General features: G+C 68.0%; 23 protein-coding genes, 1 tRNA gene and 1 riboswitch. Of the genes, 9 read left to right on the top strand and 15 right to left on the bottom strand.

What is annotated here, in order from left to right:
* Positions 1-117: 117 nt before the first annotated feature.
* A riboswitch (cobalamin riboswitch) is annotated at positions 118-337 on the bottom strand.
* A gap of 71 nt (positions 338-408) precedes the next feature.
* The 4 genes from BLU08_RS08900 to BLU08_RS08915 all read right to left on the bottom strand — a co-directional run bounded on the left by BLU08_RS08900 (position 409) and on the right by BLU08_RS08915 (position 4,977).
* Positions 409-942, bottom strand: a complete 534-nt coding sequence (locus tag BLU08_RS08900; RefSeq protein ID WP_090198427.1) for a histidine phosphatase family protein — start codon at positions 940-942, stop codon at positions 409-411.
* Entirely contained in the window at positions 933-1,688 is a 756-nt protein-coding gene (cobS, locus tag BLU08_RS08905; protein ID WP_090198430.1) for an adenosylcobinamide-GDP ribazoletransferase, read from the bottom strand. Before cobS ends, BLU08_RS08900 begins: the two co-directional genes overlap by 10 nt.
* Positions 1,682-2,683 (bottom strand): nicotinate-nucleotide--dimethylbenzimidazole phosphoribosyltransferase, encoded by a 1,002-nt coding sequence (cobT, locus tag BLU08_RS08910; protein WP_090198432.1) that lies wholly within the window; start codon positions 2,681-2,683, stop codon positions 1,682-1,684. Before cobT ends, cobS begins: the two co-directional genes overlap by 7 nt.
* Positions 2,684-2,781: 98 nt before the next feature.
* Entirely contained in the window at positions 2,782-4,977 is a 2,196-nt protein-coding gene (locus BLU08_RS08915; protein WP_172801008.1) for a TonB-dependent receptor, read from the bottom strand.
* Between the two features lie 271 nt (positions 4,978-5,248).
* On the opposite strand from BLU08_RS08915, the gene BLU08_RS08920 reads away from it, so the two are divergent.
* The 3 genes from BLU08_RS08920 (at position 5,249) to BLU08_RS08935 (ending at position 8,505) form a co-directional block, all read left to right on the top strand.
* A complete protein-coding gene (locus tag BLU08_RS08920; RefSeq protein WP_090198438.1) occupies positions 5,249-5,761 on the top strand; it encodes a hypothetical protein in 513 nt (170 codons plus the stop codon).
* A gap of 77 nt (positions 5,762-5,838) precedes the next feature.
* The gene (locus BLU08_RS08930; RefSeq protein ID WP_157674495.1) at positions 5,839-6,255 is read left to right on the top strand and encodes a hypothetical protein; all 417 of its coding nucleotides are present in this window, start codon (positions 5,839-5,841) and stop codon (positions 6,253-6,255) included.
* Positions 6,256-6,330: 75 nt separating this feature from the next.
* The gene (locus BLU08_RS08935) at positions 6,331-8,505 is read left to right on the top strand and encodes a TonB-dependent receptor (protein ID WP_090198447.1); all 2,175 of its coding nucleotides are present in this window, start codon (positions 6,331-6,333) and stop codon (positions 8,503-8,505) included.
* 88 nt (positions 8,506-8,593) lie between these two features.
* Here the strand turns inward: BLU08_RS08935 and BLU08_RS08940 are convergent.
* Positions 8,594-8,680, bottom strand: a tRNA-Leu gene (locus tag BLU08_RS08940).
* 207 nt (positions 8,681-8,887) lie between these two features.
* Here BLU08_RS08940 and BLU08_RS08945 point away from each other — a divergent pair.
* Entirely contained in the window at positions 8,888-9,850 is a 963-nt protein-coding gene (locus tag BLU08_RS08945) for a complex I NDUFA9 subunit family protein (protein ID WP_090198450.1), read from the top strand.
* Between the two features lie 31 nt (positions 9,851-9,881).
* Here BLU08_RS08945 and BLU08_RS08950 read toward each other — a convergent pair whose 3' ends face one another.
* Positions 9,882-10,757 carry a dienelactone hydrolase family protein gene (locus BLU08_RS08950; protein WP_090198452.1) on the bottom strand — a complete coding sequence of 292 codons (876 nt, stop codon included), beginning with the start codon at positions 10,755-10,757 and terminating at the stop codon, positions 9,882-9,884.
* 113 nt (positions 10,758-10,870) lie between these two features.
* On the opposite strand from BLU08_RS08950, the gene BLU08_RS08955 reads away from it, so the two are divergent.
* Positions 10,871-13,048 carry a PQQ-dependent dehydrogenase, methanol/ethanol family gene (locus tag BLU08_RS08955; RefSeq protein ID WP_369816843.1) on the top strand — a complete coding sequence of 726 codons (2,178 nt, stop codon included), beginning with the start codon at positions 10,871-10,873 and terminating at the stop codon, positions 13,046-13,048.
* Positions 13,049-13,065: 17 nt separating this feature from the next.
* Here BLU08_RS08955 and purU read toward each other — a convergent pair whose 3' ends face one another.
* Complete coding sequence (purU, locus tag BLU08_RS08960) at positions 13,066-13,932, bottom strand: formyltetrahydrofolate deformylase (RefSeq protein ID WP_090198454.1); 867 nt, start codon at positions 13,930-13,932, stop codon at positions 13,066-13,068.
* Between the two features lie 4 nt (positions 13,933-13,936).
* Positions 13,937-14,959 (bottom strand): nitronate monooxygenase family protein, encoded by a 1,023-nt coding sequence (locus BLU08_RS08965; RefSeq protein ID WP_090198457.1) that lies wholly within the window; start codon positions 14,957-14,959, stop codon positions 13,937-13,939.
* Positions 14,960-15,226: 267 nt separating this feature from the next.
* Between BLU08_RS08965 and BLU08_RS08970 the strand changes: the two genes are divergently transcribed.
* Positions 15,227-15,580, top strand: coding sequence for a UrcA family protein (locus BLU08_RS08970; protein WP_090198460.1), 354 nt, complete (start codon positions 15,227-15,229; stop codon positions 15,578-15,580).
* 62 nt (positions 15,581-15,642) lie between these two features.
* Here the strand turns inward: BLU08_RS08970 and purT are convergent, their stop codons facing one another.
* The 4 genes from purT to BLU08_RS08990 form a co-directional block, all read right to left on the bottom strand.
* A complete protein-coding gene (gene purT, locus BLU08_RS08975) occupies positions 15,643-16,818 on the bottom strand; it encodes a formate-dependent phosphoribosylglycinamide formyltransferase (protein WP_090198462.1) in 1,176 nt (391 codons plus the stop codon).
* 94 nt (positions 16,819-16,912) lie between these two features.
* Positions 16,913-17,956 carry a sensor domain-containing diguanylate cyclase gene (locus tag BLU08_RS08980; RefSeq protein ID WP_090198464.1) on the bottom strand — a complete coding sequence of 348 codons (1,044 nt, stop codon included), beginning with the start codon at positions 17,954-17,956 and terminating at the stop codon, positions 16,913-16,915.
* Positions 17,957-18,171: 215 nt separating this feature from the next.
* A complete protein-coding gene (locus BLU08_RS08985) occupies positions 18,172-18,885 on the bottom strand; it encodes a helix-turn-helix domain-containing protein (protein WP_090198469.1) in 714 nt (237 codons plus the stop codon).
* Positions 18,886-19,012: 127 nt separating this feature from the next.
* Positions 19,013-20,278 (bottom strand): aspartate kinase, encoded by a 1,266-nt coding sequence (locus BLU08_RS08990; RefSeq protein ID WP_090201199.1) that lies wholly within the window; start codon positions 20,276-20,278, stop codon positions 19,013-19,015.
* 111 nt (positions 20,279-20,389) lie between these two features.
* Here BLU08_RS08990 and ubiG point away from each other — a divergent pair, with 111 nt between their 5' ends.
* Positions 20,390-21,124, top strand: coding sequence for a bifunctional 2-polyprenyl-6-hydroxyphenol methylase/3-demethylubiquinol 3-O-methyltransferase UbiG (ubiG, locus tag BLU08_RS08995; protein ID WP_090198472.1), 735 nt, complete (start codon positions 20,390-20,392; stop codon positions 21,122-21,124).
* On the opposite strand, the gene BLU08_RS09000 is transcribed toward ubiG, so the two are convergent.
* Genes BLU08_RS09000 through BLU08_RS09010 form a run of 3 tightly spaced genes read right to left on the bottom strand, consistent with a single transcriptional unit; the run spans position 21,105 to position 22,841 of the window.
* Positions 21,105-21,470: a hypothetical protein gene (locus BLU08_RS09000; RefSeq protein ID WP_090198475.1), complete on the bottom strand. Its 366-nt coding sequence runs from the start codon at positions 21,468-21,470 to the stop codon at positions 21,105-21,107. The two genes, ubiG and BLU08_RS09000, sit on opposite strands and share 20 nt — an antisense overlap.
* Positions 21,460-22,509: a glycerophosphodiester phosphodiesterase gene (locus BLU08_RS09005; RefSeq protein WP_090198478.1), complete on the bottom strand. Its 1,050-nt coding sequence runs from the start codon at positions 22,507-22,509 to the stop codon at positions 21,460-21,462. The genes BLU08_RS09000 and BLU08_RS09005 overlap by 11 nt, the downstream gene beginning before the upstream one ends.
* Positions 22,488-22,841 (bottom strand): arsenate reductase, encoded by a 354-nt coding sequence (locus BLU08_RS09010; RefSeq protein ID WP_090198481.1) that lies wholly within the window; start codon positions 22,839-22,841, stop codon positions 22,488-22,490. Before BLU08_RS09010 ends, BLU08_RS09005 begins: the two co-directional genes overlap by 22 nt.
* Positions 22,842-23,037: 196 nt before the next feature.
* Between BLU08_RS09010 and BLU08_RS09015 the strand changes: the two genes are divergently transcribed.
* A complete protein-coding gene (locus BLU08_RS09015) occupies positions 23,038-23,619 on the top strand; it encodes an RNA polymerase sigma factor (protein WP_255361260.1) in 582 nt (193 codons plus the stop codon).
* A gap of 4 nt (positions 23,620-23,623) precedes the next feature.
* Entirely contained in the window at positions 23,624-24,553 is a 930-nt protein-coding gene (locus BLU08_RS09020; protein ID WP_157674496.1) for a FecR family protein, read from the top strand.
* The last annotated feature ends 20 nt before the right edge of the window (positions 24,554-24,573 follow it).

Below are 24,573 nucleotides of genomic sequence, written 5' to 3' on the forward strand. Positions count from 1 at the left end.
AACGGACAACTGGCCCGCCGACACCCCATGGCACATGGAAGCGCCGACGCCGAAACCGGCCTCGCTGTCGTTACTTCGGAAAAAAGCTTTTCCTGTCCCGCTGGGCTGGTCCCGGCCCCGGACGAACGACGCGACGGCAGGTCTCCTGGCTCGCCGATCACCGCCCTCGAAGCGTCTTCCCGGCGCCGCCCGAAGGCCTTGCCAGTGACATTGGTGCTTCGGGACTCCCGGCTTACAGTTGCGGGCACAGCGCCGGCCTTGCCCTTGGGGGCGCACCGGCTTCCCTCTTAGCTCCGGGCGCTTTCGCACCCGCAGCACCGTCTGGGCTGTTCTTTGCTTTGGACGCGCGCGCCTGTCAAGCAGCTCGCGCCGGCCCTTCTGCCGCCGCCTTTTCCGGGCAGGCGCAGGTCAGGCGAGGCCCGCGAGATCCACCTGCTCGAACGCGCCGTGACCGAGCCGGTGCACGAACGCGCCCTCCTGTCCGAGGATCGCGCGCACGCAGCGCACGACGCCGAGATGGGTGACCGCGAGCACGGATTCCGTGCCGCCCGACCGCTCGGCGAGGAAGCCGCGCACCCGCTCGATCATGTCGGCGACGCTTTCGCCGCCATGGGGGCGCGCGCCGGTGACATCGGCGGCCCAGGCGTCGATCTCCGCCCTGGGAATGTCGTCCCAGCATCTCATTTCCCAACGCCCGAAATCGATCTCGGCGAGGCGTTCGTCGAAGGCGAGCGGCAGGCCGAGCCGGTCGGCGAGAGCCTCGGCCAGCGCGCGGCACCGGATCAGCGGGCTGCTCTCGACCCGGGCGATGCCGCGGGGCAAGGCCGCGAGGAGGCGGGACAGGTCCGCGGCAGTCGCCGCGCGCGCCGCGACATCCGAACGGCCGTAGCAGACGCCCGGGTCCACCTGCGGCTCGAAATGGCGCAGCAGGATCAGAGCCATGCGACGAGCGCGAGATAGACGCCGAGTTCGCTCGCCTGCTGCACCGCGCCGAGGCAGTCGCCGGTGTAGCCGCCCAGCCGGCGTTCGAACAGCAGCCGTATCGCGACGTGGCCGACGACGCAGCCCGCCACCGCCGCCAGCACCGCTCCGCCGCCCGCGACGAGGCCGAACAGCCCGAGCGCGCCGAGCCCGGTCGCGATCGCGGCGGCAAGCGCGCCCCGGCCGATCCCCTGCGCGACCGGCTTGGCCAGGCCCGCGGCCCGGACATAGGAGGAGGTCGCGATCACCAGCACCGCCGAGAGCCGCGAAACGCCATGCGCGAGCGGCAGGGCCGCGAGCGCCAGCGCCGGCGGCAGTTCGGCGAGCGCGGCAACCTTCAGCGCCAATGCCACGCCGAGCGCCGCGGCCCCGAAGGTGCCCAGCCGGCTGTCCCGCATCACCTCCATCATCCGCTCGCGCGTCGCCGCGCCCAGCCCGTCGAACAGGTCGGCGAGCCCGTCCTCGTGGAATGCCCCGGTCGCCAGCAGGGTTGCCGCAAGCGCCAGCAGCGCGGCGATGACGGGCGAGGCCAAGGCATGGCCCGCCGCAAGGGCGGCCGCCCCGATCGCGCCGACGAGGAGGCCCACCAGCGGATAGAAGGCGGGGGCGGCGGCAAAATCCTCCTCCTCGAGCGCCATCGCGGGGAGCGGGATGCGGGTGAGGAAGATCCAGGCCGCGGCAAGACTGCGAAGCGGGCGGCTCAGCATTCGTCCGTGCGGTGCGCCACGCCCGCCTCGCCGAAGCTCGCCATGTCGAACAGCGCCAGCGCCGCCCGCACCAGCGGCACCGCAAGCAGCGCGCCCGTGCCCTCGCCCAGCCGCAGGCCGAGATCGAGCAGGGGTTCGGCCCCGAGCCAGTCGAGCAGCGCGTCGTGCCCGGCCTCGGCGGAGCGATGGGCGAAGACCATGCGCCCCTCGCATTCCGGAACCAGTGCGCGGGCCAGCGCCGCCGCACTGGCCGCGATGAACCCGTCGACGATCACGAGCCTGCCCGCCTCGGCCGCCCCGATCATCGCGCCGGCCATGGTCCCGATCTCGAACCCGCCGACTTCGGCCAGCGCCTCCATCGGGGCGAGCACCCCGGTGCGCGCCGCCGCGCGTTCGAGCACGGCCCGCTTGTGCGCCAGCGCCGCATCGCCAAGCCCCGTGCCCCGCCCCACGAGCCGCGCGACGGGAAGGCCCGAAAGCTTGTGCGCCACCAGCGTGGCGGCGGAGGTGTTGGCGATCCCCATTTCCCCGAAACAGGCGATCTCGCCCCGGAGCCGCCGGCCGTGGTCGCGCCCTTGCGCGACGGCCTCCTGCGCGGCCGCGCCGCTCATCGCGGGGCCGTGAAGACTGTTGGCCGTGCCCGGCCCGAGCCGCATGTCGATCAGGCCCGGCGCATCGGAAAGCGGTTCGGCGATGCCGCAATCGGCCACGAAAACCGGGATGCCGAGAGCCCCCGCGATCACGTTCGCGGCCGCGCCGCCTGCAAGGAAGTTGCGGACCATCTGCCCGGTCACCTCCTGCGGGAAGGACGAGACGCCCTCGGCAGCGATCCCGTGGTCGGCGGCGAAGATCGTGAGGCTGGCGCCCGGCACCTCGCCCGCGATCCGCTCCCCCAATGCCGAGCGCGCCGCGACCGCGAGCGTTTCGAGCCGTCCGAGCGATCCGACCGGCTTGGTCCGGTTGTCGAGCAGGCGCTGGAGTTCGTCGCGGGTCATGGCGCGAGCCCCTAGCGGGGAACGCGCCGGGTTCAAACGCAATCCTTGCGGGGCCATACGCTTCGGACGTCTCGCCGACCGCCCGATTTCGGCCGGGCTCAAAAGCGGGTGCTGAGCGAGACGGTCACATTGCGCCCCACGCCCAGCGTGATGATCTTGTAGGTATCGAGAAAGTCGCGGTAGACTTCATCCAGCAGGTTCTCGACCCCGAGGGTGACGTCGATGTTCCCGAACCGTGCGCCCGCCTGAAGATCGACGAGGGCATAGCTGTCGGTCGAAGCGGTCCCGAACGGCGGCGGAGGCGTGTCGAACTGGATGAACGGCTCGATGATGCTCGTGGCGTCCTGCGCGGCGGCATAATCCACCCCGACCGTGAAGAAGGCATCGCGCGCAGGGCCGAGCCTGTCCTGCGTCAACTCCAGTTCGGCCCGGAACTTGAGCGGCGGCAGAAGAGGAACCCGCTTGCCGTCGTCTAGCTCTCCATCGACATATTCCACCACGCCGCGCAGTTCGGCCCAGTCGGTCATCCGGTGACTTGCTTCCACGTCGAAGCCTTGCAGCGCGGCGTTCTGCTGATCGACCTGGAAGATGGAAAGCCCGCCCGGATTGGTCTCTCCGGTATCGGCGAGGAAGATGAAGTTATCGATGTCGTTGATGTATCCTGTAATCTTGAACCGGGTCCGTCCATCGTCGTAGCGCAGCGAAACGTCCGAGCTGAGAGAGGTTTCGGCCTCGAGCGTGGGATCGCCGCGCTGCACCGCGGCGACGCCGCCATGCACCCCGTTCACGAACAGCTCGAAAATGGTCGGCGCGCGAAACCCGCGCGACAGGTTGCCGGTCAGCGAGAAGGTGTCGCTCACCCGGTAGACCGCCCCGAGCGAACCGGTGACGATGGTGTATTCCTGTTCGAGCAGCTCGGGCGAGACATTGGCGAAGAAGTCGGGCTGCGCGGTCCTTTCCGGATCGGCTTCGGTCCGGATGTAATCGATGCGGCCACCGAAATTGACGATGAACCGGCCGAAACGCGCTTCCTCGAGCGCGAACAGGGCGAGCCGGTTGATGGTCCCGCCCGGCGTCAGCGCGGTCGGCCCGAAGCTTTCCTGATCGATGAAGACGGCCTCGGCGCCGATGCGACCGTCGAGCCCGGCGAACCCGGACCCGTGCTTCAGGTCGATGCGCGCGGTGATGTTTTCGCGCAGGATATCGATATCCGCGCCTTCGGGAAGCTGGCTGCGGGGCACCGGGTCGGCGCCGCCGGCGCCCGCGATACGCAGGTTGCGGACATAGGACAGGCTGGGAACGAGAACGAGATCGGGATCGAGATCGAATTCCCCGAACAGGCGCACGATATCGTTTTCGAGATCCTGGCCAAGCCCACCCGGCCGCAGCGGATCGCCGGAACCGGGCGCGGGCGGATCGGGCAGGACATAGTTCTGATCGCTGCGATACGCTTCCCAGCGCAGGATGATCGGTCCGCCGGCGGTGTCGTAGCCGACACTGACATCCCAGTTCTGCTGGACATAATCGGTAAAGGGCACTTCCCCCGTGACCAGCGGATCGCGCGGATTGTCGGTTTCGAGAGCGTTCGGCACCTCGGGCACCACGAGGCCTCCCGAATCGCGCAGGACGAGCGTGCCGACCGCGCCAAGCGGGCCATCCGCGGCTTCCATCGTCAGTGCGGCGGTCGTCTGGCGAAAGCCGCTCTGGTAACCGAAGGTTGCGCGCCCGCCCAGATGGCTTTCGCCTCGACCGACCGCAGGCGGGCGCTTCGGGATCACGTTTACCGCACCGCCGATCGCGTCGGACCCGTAGAGAATGCTCGAAGAGCCGCGGACCACTTCGATCCGTTCGGCGATGAAGGGATCGATGTTTGCCGGATGGCGAATGCCATATTGCTGGAAATCGAGGCTCAGTTCGTCCGAAAGCACGCGAACGCGATTTCCCGACAGGCCGCGGATGACGACATTGCCGACCTGATCCCCGGTGGAAAGCGAATCGACCCCGGCAAATCTCCTGGCGAAGGCTCCGAGCCCGGCCGATGCGATACGGTCCTTGTCGGCCCCGTCGATGACGTCGACATCGCTCGGCGTGGTCAGCGGGACTGCCCTGCGCGCCGTGCCGGTCACGATGATGGGTTCCGCGAAGATGGCGGGGTCGCTGCCGGTTTCCCCGCCATCCTCGCGGCCCTGTCCCGCTTGCGGCGGTTCCGGGAGGCTTCCGGTGCCCTGCTGGGCGTTTGCCGGAACGGACCAGAGCATCGTGGCAGCGATCAGGACAGGGCCGGGGCGTCTCATGGCGACCTCTCCGAATGTAACAAGATAACATTTCATCCCTAGGGCCTGAGGCGGTTCCTGGCAAGACGCTTCGCATCGCTCCCCCGAGATTCCCGGCGAACTCCCGACCACGACGCCCCGGCGTCCTGACGGAGGACGGATGCGCGCCGCTCGATCGGTCTTGCGAATATCGGGCTTTCTCAAGCGGAGCGCACGTCATAAGGTGGCATCGCCCCTTCCGCGCGGGCAGGTCCGATGGTGAGGTATCGCGGACCGGAACCAGAAGAAGCCGATGAGCAAGACACATTCCGACATCCTCGTCCTGCTGCTGGCGGTCGCGATCGTCCTCCTCGCCTATATTGCCTGGGGGTCCGGCGAGCGTGCGGACGGGGCATCGCCCGATCCCGAGCCGCAGCAAGCCTCGAATGATCCGCGCGAAGCGATCCCCCTCAATGACGAACAGATGCAATTCGCGCTCGCACAGATGCGCGGCTTTCTGGAGGCGATCGAGGATCTGGAGGCTGCCGAGCTGGAGGGGAACACCGGCGCGATGGCCCGCCTCGCCGGAGCCCACGGGCCGGGAAAGGAGCAGCCGCCGCAAGGCTTTAGAGACCGGCTGCCAGACACGTTCCAGGCGATGAGCGGCGGGACGAGAAAATCCTTCGCGGCGATGGAGCGGCACCTGTCCGACGGCGATCTCGAAGGTTACAGGGCCGAGCGACTGGAAGCACTTCGAACCTGCAACACCTGCCACGCCTCCTACCGTTTCGTTTCCGAGACGCGATCGACGCCGAGGCAGCCTTGATTTGCGCGCCGGGTGACAAACCCCCGCCCGTGATCTAGGCGCCGAGCGACATGCTTTCCGCGTTGAGATCCGTTTCCATGAGGACCCCCGCGATCCTGGCGGTCATGCTGGCCGCGCTCGTCGCCAGCGTGCTCGTTCCGCGCGGATACATGATCGCCCCGTCCTCGACGCATCTGTTCGAGGTATCGGCCTGCCCCGAAACCAACCCGCTGGCGCGCATGGTCGCGCAAGGCCAGGGCGAGGGACACCGGCAGGCTCATGCAGCCATGGGCCACGCGGTGGACCCCGCCGACGACGAACCCTTCACGAGCTCGTCAGGCGGTGACTGCGCGTTCGCGGGATTGGGCGCCCAGGGTCTCGCCCACCATGTCGAATTATGGAACGAGCCGCTTCGCATCGATGCGTCGCCGCCGGTCCCGTTGCGGACAGAGCCCGCCGAACTGCGGCTGCTGCGATTGCGGCCGCCCCTGCGCGCGCCCCCGCCGAGCGTCTGACATCCATCATTTTCAGACCCGGACGCAGGCCTTCGGCCGGCGTTCGATGGCTCACGCGATTTTCGGACAGATCCAATGGCATTCAACACCCGTGGCCGAGCGATGCTGCTCGCCTCCCTTTCATTCGCCCCCCTCCACCCGGTTCTGGCGCAGGACACGCCCGAGCGGAACATCACCGAGCAGGACAGGCCCGGGCAGGACAGGCCCCGCAGAACGCCGGACGATCCGATCCTGATCGACAGGATCGTGGTGAGCGCCGTGCGGCCCGATCGCGCGGCTCCGATCTCCGAGGACGAAATGGCCATGCCGGAACAGATCGCCCTTCCGGCCGATGCCACCGCCATCGCTGCCCGTGTGCCCGGCGGTGCCTTCTTCGGAAACGGCACGCTATCGGGCCAGTTGTCCTATCGCGGCCTCGCCGGAGAACGCGTGCTGGGACGCATCAACGGCCAACGCTTCGCCACCGGCGGGCCGAACGCGATGGACCCGCCCTTCCACTACGCGCCTTCCGTTCTCGTCGAAAGGATCGACGTTGCCCGGGGCATCGCTCCGGTCGCGCAGGGCCCCTCGCTCGCCGGGGCGGTCAACGTGCAATTGTTCGAAACCGATTTCGCCGATGGCCCCGACCTGTCGGCCGACCTTCGTTTCACCAGTCAGTATCGCAGCGTCGACGACAGCTACGCCGTGGGCGGCATGGCCGGCGTGTCGAACGACAGGTGGCGCTTCGGCGTCCTTGCCAGCCGCGAGGAAGGCGAGGACTACGAATTTCCCGGAGGGACCGCAGCCGGCACCTCCTTCGAGCGCAACCTCTATGGCGCCCATGCCGGTTTCCGGACCGGTGCGGGCGAGCTTTTCCTCGAATACAGGCGCAGCGAAACCGATCCGACCGGCAACCCGCCCTTTTTCCTCGACATCGTTTTCTTCGACACGGACTTCCTCCAGGGCGGCTTTCGCGGCGAGATCGCGGACGATGTGGAATTGACGCTGCGACTGGGCCATGTCGCCGTGCGTCACCTCATGGACAACCAGACCACGCGCGACCCGGCGGCACCGCCCGACCGGGCGCGGGCTACGTTCGCCGATGCCGATACGAGCACCGCGGAACTCGCCGTGCGGATCGGCAAGGCGAATTCCTATCTCCAGGTCGGTGCTGATGCCGAACTTACCGACAAGTCCGTCACCATCACCAACCCCTTCAACGACGGGTTCTTCGTGGAATCGCAGCCCGATGTGCAGGCGGAGCGCATCGGCGCCTTCGCCCAGTGGCGCGGCGCGGCGGGCCAGGTCGAATTCGAGCTCGGTGCGCGGGTGGACAGCACCGACCAGTCGGCCGGCGAGCCGCAACTCGGCGCGGCCGTGCCGATGGGGCCGCGCGGACTGGCCGCGGCCTTCGCGGCCGCCGATCGCGAGACGCGGCAAACCACCGTGGACGCGATTCTGCGCAGCTGGCTCCCGCTTGGCGATATCACGCCGCGGCTGACGCTCGCCCGAAAGGAACGCGTGGCAAGCCTGCTCGAACGGTTCGGCTGGCTGCCGACCGAGGCGAGCTTCGGCCTCGCCGACGGCAACATCTATGTCGGCAATCCGGACCTGGCGCCGGAAACCGCGTGGATCGCCGAAATCGGTTTCGATCTCGACGCGGGCGCATTCTCGCTCCGCCCGACTGCCTTCTACCGGCGTGTCGACGATTTCATCCAGGGCGTTCCCTTCGACGAAACGATCGGCGTGATCGACAGCCCGGTCGAAATGATCGCCGCCATGAGCGGAGATCCCACGCCGCTCCAATTCGGCAACGTGGACGCGGAGCTGTTCGGGATCGACATGGATTTCGCCGTGAGGACGGTGGATCGGATCGAAGTGAGCGGAACGGCCGGCTTCGTGAGGGGCAAACGCCGCGATGCGGACGACAACCTGTATCGCATACCGCCTGCAAACCTGCGCCTGTCGGGCGCATACCGGGGCGACGGCTTTTCTTTCGGGGCCGAAGTGTTCGCCGCCGCCGGCCAGGACGAGGTTTCGGCATTCAACGAGGAGGAGCCCAGCGAATCCTTCGCGGTCGTGGGCCTGTTCGCGCGCTATGACCTTGCCCGGGGCCTCGCCATCGAAGCGGGCGTGGAGAACCTGTTCGACGAGTTCTATGCCCCGCACCTGGCGGGCCGCAACCGGTTCGGGGCTTCCGACGTGCCCCTGTTCGAACGGTTGCCCGGGCCGGGACGCGGCGTCTGGGCGCGATTGACGGGGCGCTTCTAAGGAAGCGCCCCCTGCAACGGAATGGTCCGCAACCCGAAAGCGCATCGCTCCGCGCCTCGACGGCGCGGTTCCCATCCTTGAACGGAAATGGTGCCCAGAAGAGGACTCGAACCTCCACGGGGTTGCCCCCGCCGCCACCTGAAGACGGTGCGTCTACCAATTCCGCCATCTGGGCACTTGTCGGCCACGGGGCCAAAGCGCGTCCGTGCCGGGTAGGAGCGCGCCAATAGCGAGCGGTGGGTCCTCCTGTCAACGCCCGGCGCAAGCTTCGGGCAAAGGAGTTCTTCAGCCTTGCTCCCCGGAGCGGATTGGCGCATGGCGCGTTGGAAGGCCGAACCATCGCTTCGCGCCCCTCCCACGCCAGCCGACCATCGAACCGCGCATGACCAGAACCCCTCCCCTCTTCGATTCGCTCGTCACCGTTTTCGGCGGAAGCGGCTTCATCGGGAATTACGTCGCGCAAAGCCTGCTCGAACGCGGCGCGCGCCTGCGGATCGCCAGCCGCCATCCCGAACACAGCCATTCGCTCAAACCGCTCGCCAATCTCGGCCAGCTGCAGTTCGCGCGCTGCGACATCACCAAGGAGGCTTCGCTCGCCGCCGCGCTTCACGGGGCGACGCACGTGGTCAACCTCGTCGGGGCGTTCGAGGGCGACCTCGAAAAGCTGATGGGCGAGGCCCCCGGCGCCATGGCCCGCATCGCCAGGGCGAACGGGGCGCGCGCCTTCGTCCACATGAGCGCGATCGGGCCGGATGCCAATTCGACCGCTGCCTATGCCCGCGCCAAGGCGCTCGGCGAGACGCGCGTGCGCGAAGCCTTCCCCGAGGCGACGATCCTGCGGCCCTCGATCGTCTTCGGCAAGGACGACAATTTCCTCAACATGTTCGGGCAGCTCATCGCGACGATGCCGATCCTGCCGGTCTTCGGGCCGAAGGCGAAGCTGCAGCTCGTCCATGTCGACGACGTCGCCGAGGCGATCGCGGTCGCGCTCGAACATCCCGAAACCCATGGCGGGCACATCTACGAACTGGGCGGGCCGGAACAGCTCACCATGATGGAGATAAACGAGCGCATCGCCGCGGCGCAGGGGCGCAAGCGGCGGTTCATCGCCATGTCGGATTCGATGTCCGGCCTGTTCGCCAGCCTGCCGGGGACCCCGATGAGCAAGGACCAGTGGACCCTGCTTCAGCCGGGCAGCACGGTCAGCGGGGAGCATCGCACCTTCGCCGACCTCGGGATCGAGCCCAAGCCGCTCGGCCTGTTCCTCGACAAGTGGATGGTGCGCTACCGCAAGCAGGGCCGCTTCGGGCTGGATAACGTGCGGAGCGACACGCGCGCCACCTGACCGCGCGCCGCGCCGCGATCGGGTCGGCGGCTCAGAGCGCGGCCTCGTAGAGCGCGAGCAGGTCTTCGTAGGCCTTTTCCGCCGCGGCTTCGGCATAGGCTGGGCTGTCGGGCACGGTCCAGCCGTGATCGCCTTCGTAGACCTCGATCCTCGCCGGAACCGCGGCGACCCCGGCGGCCTTGGCGAAGAGCAGCTTGGCGCTCGGTTCCTTCGCGTGGTCATCCTCGGCGATGGCGATCAGGAGCCGCGCCTCGACCTCGTCCAGCATGTTGTGCGGGCTGTCCGGATTGTCCCCACGCACGAGGCCCCCGCCGTGGAAGCTTGCCGCCGCCCTGATCCGGGAAGGCACCGCGGCCGCGCTCCAGATCGCGAAGGGTCCGCCCATGCAATAGCCCTGCGTGCCGATGCCCCTGCCCGCATCGACCGCCGCCTGCCGGTCGAGCCAGTCCGCCGCCGCCGCCGCGTCGCGCCCGATCGCCGCAGCGTCGAGCCTGTCGCGCCAGGGTCCGACCTTGTCGAAGCCGCCCTGATCGACGAAGGCGGCGAAATCGGCGAACTGTTCGCCCGGGGCGTCGCGGTAATAGGGGTTGAGGACGAGCACGGCATAGCCCTCCCCCGCCAGCCGGCGCGCCATGTTCCGCTTCGCCTCGCGCAGGGCGGCGATGTCGGGCCAGAACACGACGCCGGGATGCCTGCCGTCGTCGGGATGGACGAAGAAGGCATCCATCGTCCCGTCGGCGGTTGCGAAGGTGACGCCGGTTTCCGTAAGGACCGGTCGGTCCTCGACTTCGCGGCGCGCCTCGCCCGCGGCGCAGGCCGCGACCGTCGCCGCGCCCGCCAGGGCTCCGAAATCCCGCCGGCTGATCGCCTGCCTTGCCCAGTCCGCCAGCTTCGCCTCGTCGCACATGATCGTTTCTCCTTGGCCCGCCCGGCGCAACAAGTGACACGCAATCGGGCAATGGACAACCGCCGGATTGCGCGGCAGGATGGGTGTTCAATGGGAGAGGAAAACCGATGATGATGATGCGATGGGTGGCAGCGCCGGCGGCGCTGCTGGGCGCGCTGGCGCTCGGCAGTTGCGACGGGGTCTTCAGCGAGGCGGTTGCCGGGGAAAGCGGCATCACCGCCGCCATGCTGGCGAACGCGGACGGGGACACGGCGAACTGGATCACCCACGGGCGGACCTATTCGGAACAGCGCTTCTCGCCGCTCGACAGCGTCAACACGGGCAATGTCGCCGACCTCGGCCTCGCCTGGTTCGCCGACATGGACACCGCGCGCGGACAGGAGGCGACGCCGCTGGTGATCGACGGCAAGCTCTACGTGACCAGCGCCTGGAGCAAGGTCTTCGCCTTCGACGCCGCGACGGGGGAGCCGCTGTGGCAGTACGACCCCGAAGTGCCGGGCGAAACCGCGGTCAAGGCCTGCTGCGATGTCGTCAACCGCGGCCTTGCCGCGTGGGGCGACACGCTCTTCCTCGGCACGCTCGACGGGCGGCTGGTCGCGCTCGACCGGGAAAGCGGCGCAGTGAAGTGGGAAAAGGTCACCGTCGACCAGTCGAAAAGCTACACCGTCACCGGCGCGCCGCGCGTGATCGACGGCAAGGTCATCATCGGCAATGGCGGCGCCGAATTCGGCGTGCGCGGCTATGTCGCGGCCTATGACGCGGCCGACGGCGAGGAATTGTGGCGCTTCTACACCGTGCCGGGCGGCGACGACGGCGAAGACGCCCCGGCGCACCTGAAAAAGGCGGCCGAGACCTGGAACATGGACGTGCTCGGCTCCTCCGACGCGATCGGCGGCGGGGGCACGGTGTGGGATTCGATGGCCCATGATCCCGAGCTCGACCTGCTCTATATCGGGGTCGGCAATGGTTCGCCCTGGAACCGCGCCTATCGGTCGCCCGGCGAGGACGGGACCGGCGAGGGCGACAACCTCTACCTTTCCTCGATCGTCGCGATCCGGCCCGATACCGGCGAATATGTCTGGCACTACCAGACGACGCCGGGCGAAACCTGGGACTTCACCGCGACCCAGCACATCGTGCTCGCCGACATGGAAATCGACGGCGAGATGCGGCAGGTGCTGATGCAGGCGCCCAAGAACGGCTTCTTCTACGTGATCGACCGCAGGACGGGCGAATTCATCAGCGCAGAGCCCTATGTCTCGCTCAACTGGGCGAAGGGGATCGATCCCGCCACGGGTCGCCCGATCGAGAACCCGGAGACGCGCATCGACAAGACCGGCAAGCCCGCGCTCGTCCTGCCGGGCGCGCTGGGCGGGCACAACTGGCACCCGATGGCCTATCACCCGGACGAGAACCTCGTCTACATTCCGGCCTTCGAGGCAGGGATGATGTATGCGCCCGAAGCCAACTGGAAACCCGACCGGGCGCGCGGTTTCAATGTCGGCTTCGAACTGGGGGCGGGCGACCTGCCGCCGGGCATGGGGATCCGGCGCGAGGTCGCGGGGTCCTTGCGCGGGATGCTGGTCGCGTGGGACCCGGTCAAGCAGGAACCGCGCTGGACAGTGGAACATCCGGGTCCGTGGAACGGCGGCCTGCTCGCGACCGGGGGCGGGCTCGTCTTCCAGGGGACCGCAGGCAGCGAATTCAACGCCTATGACGCGGCAAGCGGGGAAAAGCTGTGGAGCTTTCCCGCGCAGACCGGGGTGGTCGCCCCGCCCATCACCTACACCGTCGGCGGCGAGCAATATGTCGCCGTGCTCGCGGGCTGGGGCGGGGCCTATGCCCTGTCGGTCGACGGGGCGCTGATCGAACAGAAGGCGCCGGTGCGAAACGTCTCGCGCCTGCTGGTGTTCAAGCTCGGCGCCGACGGCGAACTGCCGCCCGAACCCGAACTCGCCGACCTCCCGCTCGACCCCCCGCCGAGCCGCGCCTCGGCCGAGACGGTCGCGCTGGGCGAGGCGAAGTACGGCCGCTACTGCGCCGTGTGCCATGCCCCGGCGGCGGTGGGTTCGACCGTGCTCCCCGACCTCAGGCGCGCGGGTTCGCTCGGCGACCAGCGCGCGTGGCAGGCGGTGGTGCATGACGGCCTGCTCAAGGACAACGGCATGGCGGGCTTCGGCTCTTCGATGAGCAAGGAGGAGATCGAGGCGATCCGCGCCTATGTCATCCACCGCGCGAACGAGGACAAGGCGATGGAGCGCGAACGCGGCAAGCGGGTGGCGAAGCGCTAGGGAAGAAGCGCCAAGGGCTAACCGCGAAAGACCACGGTGCGGTTCCCGTTAAGGAGCACGCGCTCCTCGACGAACAGCCGCACCGCCTCGGCCAGCACGCGGCGCTCTATGTCGCGGCCCTTGCGCACGAGGTCGGATGCGCTGTCGGCATGGGTTATGCGCTCGACATCCTGGTGGATGATCGGTCCCTCATCGAGGTCGCCGGTCACGAAATGCGCGGTCGCGCCGATGATCTTGACGCCACGCTCGTAAGCCTGGGTGTAGGGGCGCGCGCCCTTGAAGCCGGGCAGGAAACTGTGGTGAATGTTGATGCAGCGTCCGGCGAAATGGCGCGCTTGCGCATCGGAAAAGATCTGCATGTAGCGCGCGAGCACCACCAGATCGGCCTGCAATTCCTCGGCGAGGGCCCGCAGGGCCTCCTCCTGCTCCTCCTTGGTTTCCGGCGTGACGGGCAGGTAATGAAACGGGATTTCCCCGATATCGCTGCGGATCGCGACCTCGCGCGGGTGATTGGAGATGATCGCGACCGGGTCGATCGGAAGTTCCCCCGTGCGCCAGCGATAGAGGAGGTCCACGAGGCAATGGTCGAACTTGCTGACCATGATGATGACCCTGCGCGGGCGATCCCGACGGGCCAGTTTCCACTCCATCGCGTGCGCGTCGGCAAAGTCTGAGAATTCGGTCTTCAGCCGGTCGGCCGCGACCCCGTCCGGGTCGAAAGCGATCCGCATGAAGAAGCGGTCCCCTGCCCCGCTGGGCGGCCGGTCATTGAACTGCTGCGCGTCGAGGATGTTGCATCCCCGCTCGTAGAGAAAGCCCGTCACCAGCGCGGTAATCCCGGGCTGGTCGGCACAGGACAGGGTCAGGATCAGCGGCTCGCCCATCCCTTCATGCCCTGCGCCGAGTGAGCGCCTCTTCGCATTCGTCCATCAGCTGGGCGATGATGTCGGCGACCGGCTCCTCGCTCTTGACCATGCCGACCGACTGGCCGGCCATCAGCGAGCCGTTTTCGACATCGCCGTCCACCACCGCGCGGCGCAGCGCGCCCGCCCAGTAATGCTCGACCTGCAATTGCGCCTCGGCCATGGCGATCTCGCCCCGGTCGAGCGTGCCCGCGATCTCGCGCTGCTTCGCGGTGAATTCCTCGGTGCCCCGGTTCTTGAGCGCGCGCACCGGGATGACGGGAAGGCGGGCATCGACCTGCACGCTCGCCACCGCATCGCGGGCCGAGGCGCGAAAGAACGCCTTCTTGAAGTCTGGATGGGCAATGCTCTCGGTCGCGCAGGCGAACCGCGTGCCCAGCTGCACGCCCGCCGCGCCCATTTCCAGATATCCCGCGATCGCCTGGCCGCGCCCGATGCCCCCGGCGACGAAGACGACGTGATCTTCGGAAAGTTCGGGAAGCATTTCCTGCGCCAGCACGCTGGTGGAAACCGGGCCGATATGCCCGCCCGCTTCCATCCCCTCGATCACCAGCGCGTCCGCGCCGGAACGCAGCAGCTTCTTCGCCAGCGCCAGGGTCGGCGCGAAGCAGATCACCTTCGCCGGGTTCGCGCCGCCCTTGATCGCCTCGACGCTGCCCTTGGGCGGGATGCCCCCGGCAAGGACGACATGGCCGACGCCGTGCTTCCCGCACACCGCGATGAGGTCAAACAGGTCCGGGTGCATGGTGATGAGGTTCACGCCGAAGGGCCGGTCCGTCAGCGCCTTCGTCGCGGCGATCTCCGCATCGAGCAGGTCGGGCGTCATCGCCCCGCAGGCGATCACGCCGAAGCCGCCTGCATTGGAAATGGCCGAAACGAGATTGCGCTCGGACACCCAGCTCATCGCGCCGCACATGATCGCGGTCTCGCAGCCGAGAAAGGCGGTGCCGCGCCGCATCAGCGCGCGGGTCTTGGAATGGCTTGTCATGATCGGTCCTTTTGCGCCCCGCGATTAGGCCCAAGGGCGGATCGGGGCAAGCATTGAGGGCGGGCTGGCGCGTCCTCCTTTGCGGGATCCGGCGTCACGCGCCTGCCTTCCGGTCATTGCGTTGCAACAGAATAATATTGCGTTTGCAAGCAATCTGAAAACAAGCTGAAACATGAATCGAGTAGGGCGGCAGCGTCGGTCCCCCTTCTCTTCCCCGCAACGGACCGGCTGCAACCGAACTCGCACGAACGAAAAGGTCCCCGTCCCATGTTCAATCGCATCATCACCCTCGCCCTCGCCGCCGCGATTGCCGGTGCCGCGACCCTCCCCGCCGCCGCGCAGGCGGCCGAACCGGCGACCGCCAAGGTCGCGCTCGCCGATCTCGACCTCACCACCAAGGCCGGGCGCGACGCGCTCGACCGTCGGATCGACCGGGCCGCCCGCAAGGTCTGCGGCGGCCAGCCCGACCTGCGCAACCTCGGGGCCTTCGGCGCCTTCCGCAAATGCGTCGACACCGCCCGCGCCGGCACCGAAGAGCAGGTTCGCGTCGCGCTGGACGCGGCCAATGCCCGCCGCGTCGCGATGATCGCCGACAAGCTGGGCGTCGTCTCGATCTTCTGATCGCACGCGACCGTGAAACAGGGGTCGGCCTTTCCATCGCGAAAGGCCGGCCCTTCGCGTTTTCAGGAATAGCGGATCCGCACCATGGCCGCGGCCTTCATCGCGAGGTCGCGCGCCTTGTCCGTGTCCGCGCCCCGCGCAAGCGCCACCCCCATGCGGCGGAAGGGACGGGTCGCCGGCTTGCCGAAGATCCGCACGTCGATCGCCGGATCGATCGCCAGCGCCTGTGCGAGCCCGTCATAGCTGAATGCGCTGCTGTGCCGGTCGGCGAGGATCACGGCCGAAGCCGAAGGCGAGGCCGCCTCCTCCCCATGAACCGGCAGGCCGAGGATCGCCCGTGCGTGCAGGTCGAATTGCGAAAGCCGCTGCGAGACGAGGGTCACCATTCCGGTGTCATGCGGGCGCGGTGATAGCTCGGAGAAGATCACCTCCTCGCCCCGCACGAAGAACTCGACCCCGTAAAGACCCCAGCCGCGCCCCTGCCCTTCGAGCGCCATGACGATCCGCTCCGCCATCGATCGCGCCGCGGCGAGCGCGTCCGCGCCCATCGCGGCAGGTTGCCAGCTTTCGCGGTAGTCCCCGCGCTCCTGCCGGTGGCCGATAGGGGGGCAGAAGGCGATCCCGCCGCGATGGCGCACGGTGAGCAGGGTGATCTCGTAATCGAAGGCGACGAATTCCTCGACGATCACCCGCGCCCGGTCACCGCGCATGTTGGCGCAGGCATAGTCCCAGGCCTCCTGCAGGCCCGATGCGTCCTCGACCCTGCTCTGGCCCTTGCCGGAGGAGGACATGACCGGCTTGATCACGCAGGGAAAGCCGGTGTGGGCGGCGGCGGCCTCGACCTCGTCGATCGTCGAGGCGTAGCGATAGCGCGAGGTCACGAGGCCGAGCTCGTTCGCGGCAAGCTCGCGGATCGCATCGCGGTTCATGGTCAGCTGCGCCGCGCGGGCGGAGGGGACGACGGTGAAGCCCTCCGCTTCGAGTTCGGCAAGAACCTCGGTCCGGATCGCCTCGATCTCCGGCACGATCAGGTCCGGCCGGTGCCTGAGGGCCGCCGCGCGCAGGCTGTCGCCGTCGAGCATGGAGAAAACCTCGCAGGCATCGGCGACCTGCATCGCGGGCGCGCCGGCATAGGCGTCGCAGGCGATCACCCGGGCGCCGAGCCGCTTGGCGGAGATGGTGAATTCGCGGCCCAGTTCGCCCGAGCCGAGCAGCAGAATCGTCGCGATATGTGCCATGGCGGCAAGGCTTAGAGCGATTTGCGACGCAGTGGAAACACCGCGTGGCCCGGAAAGATCGCGGCGGGGGGGGGAAATCGGAGCGGAAACCGCCCTAGCGCCCGTTCGCGGCCATTCCCAAGGCGCCAGACATGGCGAGATCGACCGGTTCGCGCGCGCGGATCGTCGCGCGCCGGTGATCGAGCGCGCGGCCGACCTGCATCCCGCCCGCGGCCCGCGCGATGACGAGACCGAGCTCGGCCTGGCGCAGGGTGCGATCGACCGAATGCTCGACCGCGGCGAGGCCGGCGCTGGCGGCGACGTGCGGCATCCGCGCGGAGGACGGAAGGGCGAGCGCGCCGAAGGTGTTGAGCACGTCCTCGGCCCAGTGCCGGGCTTCGCGCGGGTCCGTGCCCGGCATGATCACCCCGAACCTTTCGGCATCGAGCTGGCCGAGCACGTCGCCCGGGCGGACCATGGTTTCGAGGAACTTGGCGAAGCCCCACAGGAATTCGTCGAGCGTGTCCTGCCCGTACTGCATGAAGATCGCGCGCATCCGGTCGATCGCGAAGACCGCCAGCATTGCCTGCCCCCCGCGCGAGGCGGGCTTGTCACGGGAATGCTCCGCCTGCCGCCGCAGGAAAAGCTCGAGCCTGGAGGCGAAGGCGTGGCGATTGGCAAGGCCGGTCAGGGGATCGGTGGTGGCGCGCGCGTGGAGCTCGCTTTCGAGCGTCCTGAGGTGCTGGACCGAACGCATCAGCCCGATCGCGCCGCGGATCGAGCCTTGCTCCCCGTGGAGCGGGCGCAGGGTCAGGCGATACCAGCGCTGGTGATCGCCCTGGGCGCATCGCCCGGACGAACGGCAGGCATCGGCATCCCCGCACAAGGTGGCGGGAAATTCGAGCGAGCTGCCGACGGCGCGGCCCGCAAGGATGCGCGCCGCGAACTCGTCGACCGCGCCCACGTGATCGCGCGCGGCCAGTTCGCAGATATGCGGCATGAGCAGGAGCTCCGCCGGATCGAAGCCGAGATCGGCCGCGCTGGCCGAGGCGTGAACGATGAATCCCTTGGAATCGAGTTTCAGGACGATATCGCCCGCAGCCTCTTCGAGCAGGCCGTGCAGGCTGCGACCTTCCGTGTCGCTCCACTTCTCTATCATGCCGAATGCCCCCGGCTTGTGCGACCCGCAACATCGTGGTTGCGTTTTCAAGACTAACGTCCGGATTGCAGGAAGGCCCCGCGTCCGAACCGATTTCAAACCCGGCCGCCCGCATGGGCGAAAGGATTAACTGACTGAACTAAAAAACGAATCAGCCGTTGAATTCGTTTACCATAATTTCTCGAAAGGCACTCGATTCCAATAAGTAGGAAACGCTAGGGGCCAGGCTCCAGCTCGATCATGATGCGAACATTGCGCGGCAGGGTCCCGAATGCGGACGCAATACGCAGGCGGCATTCCTGAACGACCTCGGCCCCGGCATCGCGTCCGGCCCGGTCGGCCAGTTCCTCGCTCGACACGCCGAGCGCCGCGGCGATCGATTCGAGCCGTTCGGGAAGCGGTTTGGCCTTGCCCTTTTCCCACGCCCACACGGTCGGCTTGCTGACGCCGAGCACCGCCGCAACCTCGGCGAGCGTCAGGCCGCGTTCACGGCGCAGCCGGTTGAGCCGCATCCCGAACGGCTCCCCGTGGGCGAGCGGGAGCGGGGCGGCGGGGCGTGCCTCGCCTTGCGATCCCCCGCTTTCGGGACCGGCCCCGCGCAGCTGCGCCGCGGCCAGGGCGGCGCGCGGCAGGGTTTCCTCGAAGGCGCAGCCGAACAGGCGGCCGCTCTGCCACACGATCACCGCATCGACGCTGCCGCGCTCGGGCAGGTCGATCGCGAGCGTGTCGCCTTCGGCGAGGGAAAGGTCGGTTTCGAGCAGCAGGCCGGCGGCCGAGAGGTTGTGGATCGTGACGTTCGCTTCGAGCCCGCCGGGCAGCGCCCCGCTGGTTTCGAGTCGCATCGCCCGCCGCGGCTGGCTGCGCTGGCCGTCCCGTCCCGTGGACGGTCCATCGCCGGAAGCCTGTTCGATATGGGCCTTGAGCGGCATATTACGTATCTCCTGCGCGAGTTTAGCACAGGAATCCCGGCCCCGGGGTTAAGATCGAATTAGCGCGCGTCGCTAACAAGACCGGGCGTGGCAATCGCCCGACCGGCCGTGGCGACGGTCGGCCAGGTCAGTCCGCGTCGAGCCCGTAGGCGGTGTGCAGCACCCGCACCGCAAGCTCGGTTTCGTCCTCGTCGATCATCACGCTGACCTTGATCTCGCTGGTGGAGATCGCCTGGATGTTGATGCCCCGGTCCGACAGGGCGCGGAACATGGTGCTGGCGACGCCCGCGTGGCTCTTCATGCCGACGCCCACGACGCTGATCTTGGCGATCTTGCTGTCGGTGATGATCCGATTGAAGCCGATCTCGCCGCGCCGGTCCTCCAGCAGCGCCTGCGCGCGGGCGAGGTCGGCCTGCGGCACGGTGAAGGTCACGTCGGTCTCGCCCTTGTCGCGGCCGACGTTCTGGATGATCATGTCTACATTGATGCTTGCTCCGGCCAGCGGTTCGAAGATGTTGGCGACCGCCCCCGGCTCGTCCGGCACGCGGGTGAGGATCACCTTGGCCTCGTTCTTGTCATGCGCGATGCCGGTCACAAGCTGGCGTTCCATCAGGCCCTTCTCCACCAATTCGTCCATTTCCTCGTCCGAGACGATCAGCGTCCCCGGAAGCTCGTCCGCCGGCGGCGCGTCCGCGCCGATGAAGCTCGAGAGCACCTGGATCCGCACGCCCGCCTTCATCGCGAGCCCGACCGACCGGGTCTGCAGCACCTTGGCGCCGACGCTCGCGAGTTCGAGCATTTCCTCGTAGGTCACCGCCTTCAGCTTCCTCGCCTTGGCGACGATGCGTGGGTCGGTGGTGTAGACGCCGTCGACATCGGTGTAGATGTCGCAGCGATCCGCGCCGACCGCCGCCGCGACCGCGACCGCCGAGGTGTCGGACCCGCCGCGCCCCAGGGTCGTGATCCGCCCGTCCGCGCTCACTCCCTGGAAGCCGGGGATGACCGCGATTTCGCCGCGTTCCAGCGCTTCGAGCATGGCGGGCGCCTCGATCGCCTCGACCCGCGCCCTGGCATGGGCGCCCGCGGTCTGCACCGGCAGTTGCCAGCCGAGCCAGCTGCGCGCCCGGCAGCCGAGCGATTGCAGGGTCAGCGCGAGCAGCCCGCTCGTCACCTGTTCCCCGCTCGCCACCACCACGTCGTATTCGGCCGGGTCGAACAGCGGGTTCGCCTCGCGGCAGAAATTGACCAGCCGGTCGGTTTCGCCCGCCATCGCGCTGACCACCACCGCGACCTCGTTTTCGCCCTTGCCGTGGCCCGCAGCCTGCGCCCGCACCAGGTTCGCCACGCGGCGGATGCGTTCGGTCCCGGCCATCGACGTGCCGCCGAATTTCATCACGATGCGCGGGCGCTTGGTCTGCGGGGGCGCGTCAGCCAATTGTGAATGCTCCTGCTGGCGGGTTCGTCGGGGGGCTGTTAAGCAAGGGCCATGGGAAAGGCAAACGTCATGGCAGGGAAAACCGGAGCGGCGACGATCCGCCCTGAAGAGACAGAACATTTCGCCAGGCTGGCGCGCGACTGGTGGAATGCGAAAGGACCGATGGCCTCGCTGCACGAAGTGAACCCGGTGCGGCTGCGCTTCATCCGGCAGGCGGTGGATTCGCACTGGCCCGCGGCGGCCGGCAGCGCGAAGCCGCTCGCGGGGAAGGCCGCGCTCGACATCGGCTGCGGCGCGGGGCTGGTGTGCGAACCGCTCGCCCGGCTCGGCGCGGACGTGACCGGGGTCGATGCGGCGACGGAAAACGTCGCGGCGGCGGCCCGGCACGCCGACGGCACGGGGCTCGACATCCGCTACATGGCGGGCGAGGTGGCGAGCCTCGACATCGGGACCTTCGATCTCGTCACCTGTCTCGAGGTGATCGAACACGTCGCGGACAAGCGCGCCTTCCTGTTCGACGTCGCCGAACGGCTCGCCCCGGGGGGCCTGCTGGTGCTTTCCACGCCCAACCGCACCGCCGCATCGCGCCTGCTGCTGGTCGGCGCTGCCGAAGCGGTCGGCTATGTCCCGCGCGGCACGCACCGCTGGAGCGATTTCGTCACGCCCGAGGAGCTCGAAGCCCTGCTGGCCGAGGTCGGGCTGACGGTCACGGCGCTGCGCGGCATCGCCTGGCGGCCGGGCAAGGGGCTGCACCTGTCGGACGACAGGGCGCTCACCTACATCCTCAGCGCGCGTCGGAGCTGACGAAGGCGCGCCGCTCGGCCGCGACGGCGAGCGCGAAGAGGCCGAGGATGATCGCGACCGGCAGGCGCAATTCCCGGCCGCTGCCACCGGCGATCCAGGCAAGGAGAACGCCACCCCCGCCGATCAGCGCGAGCGCCACCCCCCAGATCCGGAAACGGGCTGCGCCAAGGCTGCCGACCGCCGCCACGCTTGCGCCTGCGAGCACCTGCACGAAGATCGGGTTCTCCCGCGATTCCCGCGAGGCGAGGGCGAGGGCGATCATGCCGCCCGCGAACACCACCCACACCAGCGCGTGCAGCCAGAGCGCGAGCCGCAAGCCGCGGCGCGCGGGCGCATCATCGCTCACCGAGCAGTTCCACCAGTTCGGTGACGTTGTCGGTGAAGAAACCGTCCGCCCCGCTGGCGATGGCGGCGCGGAACAGCTGCCGCCAGCGCCCCTCGGCCTCCGGTCCGCCCGCGGCGCGCAGTTCGGCGGGCAGGAAGCCGTTCTCCTTGCGCAGGGTCCACGGATGGACCTTGAGCCCCGCCGCATGGGCATCGGCGACGAGGCCGGTCGGCGAGCCGTCGGGCCGCAAGACATGGCCGAGGAAGGGGCCGATCCCGTCGGCATATTGCGCCACCTCGGCCAGCCCCGACGGGCTCATCATGTCCGCCCAGCGCAGCGAGGGTTCGTCGTAAGGGCCGCCTTCGGAGGAGATCAGCAGGACGAGCGGCGTGTCGACCAGCTTGTTCAGCCGCTGCAGCGGGCGCACCTCAAAGATCTGCACGAAGACCCGCGCATCGGCCCCGTCGAGCCCGTGGCGCCTGAGTTCGCGCACGAGCAGATCGACGCTGTCGATGCCCTCCTGTTCGAGCAGCAGGGTGGGGTGCTTGAGTTCGGGATAAAGACCGATGCGGCGCCCGGTCTCGGCCTCCTTGGCGCGCACCAGTGTGACGATCTCCTCGAAAGTCGGCACCTGATACAGCCCGTCGAAGCGGGCATTGGCGGGGCGGATCGCCGGCATCCGCTCCCTGACCCGCAGGCTCCGCAACTCGGCGAGGGTGAAGTCCTCGGCGAACCAGCCCGAGACCATCCGGCCCTCGATGTCCTTGGTCCGCCGCCGATCCTCGAACTCGCTGCGGCTGGCGACATCGGTGGTGTCGGACAGTTCCGTCTCGTGGCGGGCAACGAGGACGAGGTCCTTGGTCACGACGAGATCGGGCTCGATGTAATCCGCGCCCTGGTCGATCGCCCGTTCATAGGCGGCGAGCGTGTGCTCGGGCCGTTCGCCCGAAGCGCCGCGATGGGCGATGATCAGGATGTCCTCGGCCGGAGCCGCATGGGCCGCGGGCGCGGCGAATGCGAGCGCCGCGAGGGCGAGCGTCAGGACAGGCTTTGCGACCATTCGTCTTCCTTGAAACCGATGAGGATGCCGCCCGGATGTTCGACCACGGGGCGCTTGATCAGGCTGGGGTGCTGGACGAGCAAGGCTACGGCCGTGTGACTGTCCTGCGAGGCCGCCTTCTCCTCGTCCGACAGCTTGCGATACGTGGTCCCGCGCCGGTTGACCATTGTCTCGACGCCGCAGGCCGCGATCCACGCCTCGACCCTGGCCGGGTCCGCGCCCTCCTTCCTGAAGTCGTGAAAGGTGTAATCGCGCCCGTTCGCATCGAGCCACGCCCGCGCCTTCCTGACCGTGTCGCAATTGGGAATGCCGTAGAGTTCCAGCTTGGCCATTGATTGATCGTGCCCCTGTTTTGCGGAAGATTCGAGTCCCATCCGGGATGCCACAGAACCACCGCTGCTTTGCCACATTTTCGGAAAAAAGCTGCCGTTCGGCTTGCGACCCCATAGCGGTCGTTCGCAAGCAATCCGTCATTGCGGGCTTGTCACAATATGTTCGCGTTAGATCGCCTAACCTGTTTCCCGGGAGGTGACTGCGTTGCCGGGACATTCGCAAGGGCGGATCCGCTGGGTCGCTCGATACATCTTACCCGCCGAGCCTCAGGTTCGCGCCAGCCTCAGAGCCACTGGCGCGGCGATGGACGAGATCGACGATCTCGTCCAGGATGCCTATTGCCGGATTGCTGCGATGGCCTCGGTCGAACAAATTGACCGGCCGGCTGCCTATTTCATGCAAATGGTGAAAAATCTGCGGCGCGATCGCCTGCGGCGCGACAAGATTATTCAGTTCGAGGAATTTACGGAAATCATCGAGCCGTTCGTCGATCACTATGGCTCATCGCTAGAAGCCGAGATCGGTGCCCGGTCTGAGCTACGGATGGTGGGCGAGGTGCTTGAAGGCTTGCCTGAACGATGTCGGACAATATTCACGTTGAAGCGGATCGAGGGGCTGAGCCAGAAGCAGATCGCCCAGCAATTGGGGGTCAGCGAGACGATTGTAGAGAACGATGTGCGCAAGGCTGTGCGAGCGCTCCAGGCAGCGCTGCGCAGCGACCAAGGTGCAAAAGAGGACGAAACCAGCATTGCCGCCGAACGAACGAGAGCCATGTAGGGATATGGAAAGCGAGGCTGCAACTTGGGCGGCGCGGATCGATGCGCGTGCCGGAGAGCCCCTGCCCGAGCTCGACGCATGGCTTGCCGAAGACCCCCGGCACACGGGCGCGCTGCTCCGCGCGCAGTCGATCCTCGCGCTCTTGAGCGAGGACTCTGACGTTTTGCGCGAGGCCGATGAGCCAGCCCCGCCAGCCCGTTCGATCAGGCGTTGGCTCCTGGCCGGCGGCGGCGCAATTGCCGCGATGGCAGCCGCCGTGACACTGTTCCTTGCCATGCCGCGCCCTCCCGCAATCTATGAGACCGGTGCTGGCGAAGTCCAGCAAATCGCGCTTGCCGACGGGTCGGCCATGGCGATCGATGCAAGATCGCGCTTGGCGGTCGATTTCGATGGCGATGCCCGGCGCATCACGATGAGCAACGGGCGCGCCATCTTTCGCGCCGCCAAGGGCGATGATCGCCCGTTTCAGGTGGTTGTGGGCGCCATAACGATCACAGACATAGGCACCGAATTTCAGGTCTATAACGATCCTGCCAGCAAGCTGATTGAGGTGCTGGTGACCGAAGGCGAGGTGCAGATCGACGGGCCGGGGCTGCGCCTGAACCTGGTCGCTGGCCAGACCATCCGGGTAGCTCCAACTGGCGGGCGGCCGATCGGATCGGGAAGCCAGTCCCTTTCCACCCGCGACATCCTGCGCACCACCGCATGGCGTGAGGGGCGTCTGGAGCTTGATGGCGATACCCTGGCCGAGGCGGTCGCGCAGCTCAACCGCGCCAATCAGGTGCAGATCGTCATCGCTGATCCGGGCCTTGCCGGGCAGGAGCTCCATGGTGAATTCCGCATGAGCGATCCGCGCGGGTTTGCTCAGGCGGTGGCTGTAAGCCTCAATACCACGTTCGCCGAGCAGAACGGCACAATCACCCTCGGCCGCTAGATTTTTTCGCAGCCGCTAAC

The sequence above is a fragment of the Erythrobacter sp. HL-111 genome (genome assembly GCF_900105095.1).
GTDB lineage: Bacteria > Pseudomonadota > Alphaproteobacteria > Sphingomonadales > Sphingomonadaceae > Erythrobacter.

What these genes read in the sequence shown, in the direction of transcription:
- BLU08_RS08990 (WP_090201199.1), bottom strand. Translation starts at nt 20,278, where the DNA reads ATGAAATTCGGCGGCACGTCGATGGCCGGGACCGAACGCATCCGCCGC.
- BLU08_RS08950 (WP_090198452.1), bottom strand. Translation starts at nt 10,757, where the DNA reads ATGTGCGACGAGGCGAAGCTGGCGGACTGGGCAAGGCAGGCGATCAGC.
- BLU08_RS09005 (WP_090198478.1), bottom strand. Translation starts at nt 22,509, where the DNA reads ATGGTCGCAAAGCCTGTCCTGACGCTCGCCCTCGCGGCGCTCGCATTC.
- cobS (WP_090198430.1), bottom strand. Translation starts at nt 1,688, where the DNA reads ATGCTGAGCCGCCCGCTTCGCAGTCTTGCCGCGGCCTGGATCTTCCTC.
- BLU08_RS08945 (WP_090198450.1), top strand. Translation starts at nt 8,888, where the DNA reads ATGACCAGAACCCCTCCCCTCTTCGATTCGCTCGTCACCGTTTTCGGC.
- BLU08_RS09020 (WP_157674496.1), top strand. Translation starts at nt 23,624, where the DNA reads ATGGAAAGCGAGGCTGCAACTTGGGCGGCGCGGATCGATGCGCGTGCC.
- BLU08_RS08935 (WP_090198447.1), top strand. Translation starts at nt 6,331, where the DNA reads ATGGCATTCAACACCCGTGGCCGAGCGATGCTGCTCGCCTCCCTTTCA.
- BLU08_RS08930 (WP_157674495.1), top strand. Translation starts at nt 5,839, where the DNA reads ATGAGGACCCCCGCGATCCTGGCGGTCATGCTGGCCGCGCTCGTCGCC.
- BLU08_RS09010 (WP_090198481.1), bottom strand. Translation starts at nt 22,841, where the DNA reads ATGGCCAAGCTGGAACTCTACGGCATTCCCAATTGCGACACGGTCAGG.
- ubiG (WP_090198472.1), top strand. Translation starts at nt 20,390, where the DNA reads ATGGCAGGGAAAACCGGAGCGGCGACGATCCGCCCTGAAGAGACAGAA.
- BLU08_RS08980 (WP_090198464.1), bottom strand. Translation starts at nt 17,956, where the DNA reads ATGATAGAGAAGTGGAGCGACACGGAAGGTCGCAGCCTGCACGGCCTG.
- BLU08_RS08965 (WP_090198457.1), bottom strand. Translation starts at nt 14,959, where the DNA reads ATGACAAGCCATTCCAAGACCCGCGCGCTGATGCGGCGCGGCACCGCC.
- purT (WP_090198462.1), bottom strand. Translation starts at nt 16,818, where the DNA reads ATGGCACATATCGCGACGATTCTGCTGCTCGGCTCGGGCGAACTGGGC.
- BLU08_RS08915 (WP_172801008.1), bottom strand. Translation starts at nt 4,977, where the DNA reads ATGAGACGCCCCGGCCCTGTCCTGATCGCTGCCACGATGCTCTGGTCC.
- BLU08_RS08920 (WP_090198438.1), top strand. Translation starts at nt 5,249, where the DNA reads ATGAGCAAGACACATTCCGACATCCTCGTCCTGCTGCTGGCGGTCGCG.
- BLU08_RS08900 (WP_090198427.1), bottom strand. Translation starts at nt 942, where the DNA reads ATGGCTCTGATCCTGCTGCGCCATTTCGAGCCGCAGGTGGACCCGGGC.
- BLU08_RS08970 (WP_090198460.1), top strand. Translation starts at nt 15,227, where the DNA reads ATGTTCAATCGCATCATCACCCTCGCCCTCGCCGCCGCGATTGCCGGT.
- purU (WP_090198454.1), bottom strand. Translation starts at nt 13,932, where the DNA reads ATGGGCGAGCCGCTGATCCTGACCCTGTCCTGTGCCGACCAGCCCGGG.
- cobT (WP_090198432.1), bottom strand. Translation starts at nt 2,683, where the DNA reads ATGACCCGCGACGAACTCCAGCGCCTGCTCGACAACCGGACCAAGCCG.
- BLU08_RS08985 (WP_090198469.1), bottom strand. Translation starts at nt 18,885, where the DNA reads ATGCCGCTCAAGGCCCATATCGAACAGGCTTCCGGCGATGGACCGTCC.
- BLU08_RS08955 (WP_369816843.1), top strand. Translation starts at nt 10,871, where the DNA reads ATGATGCGATGGGTGGCAGCGCCGGCGGCGCTGCTGGGCGCGCTGGCG.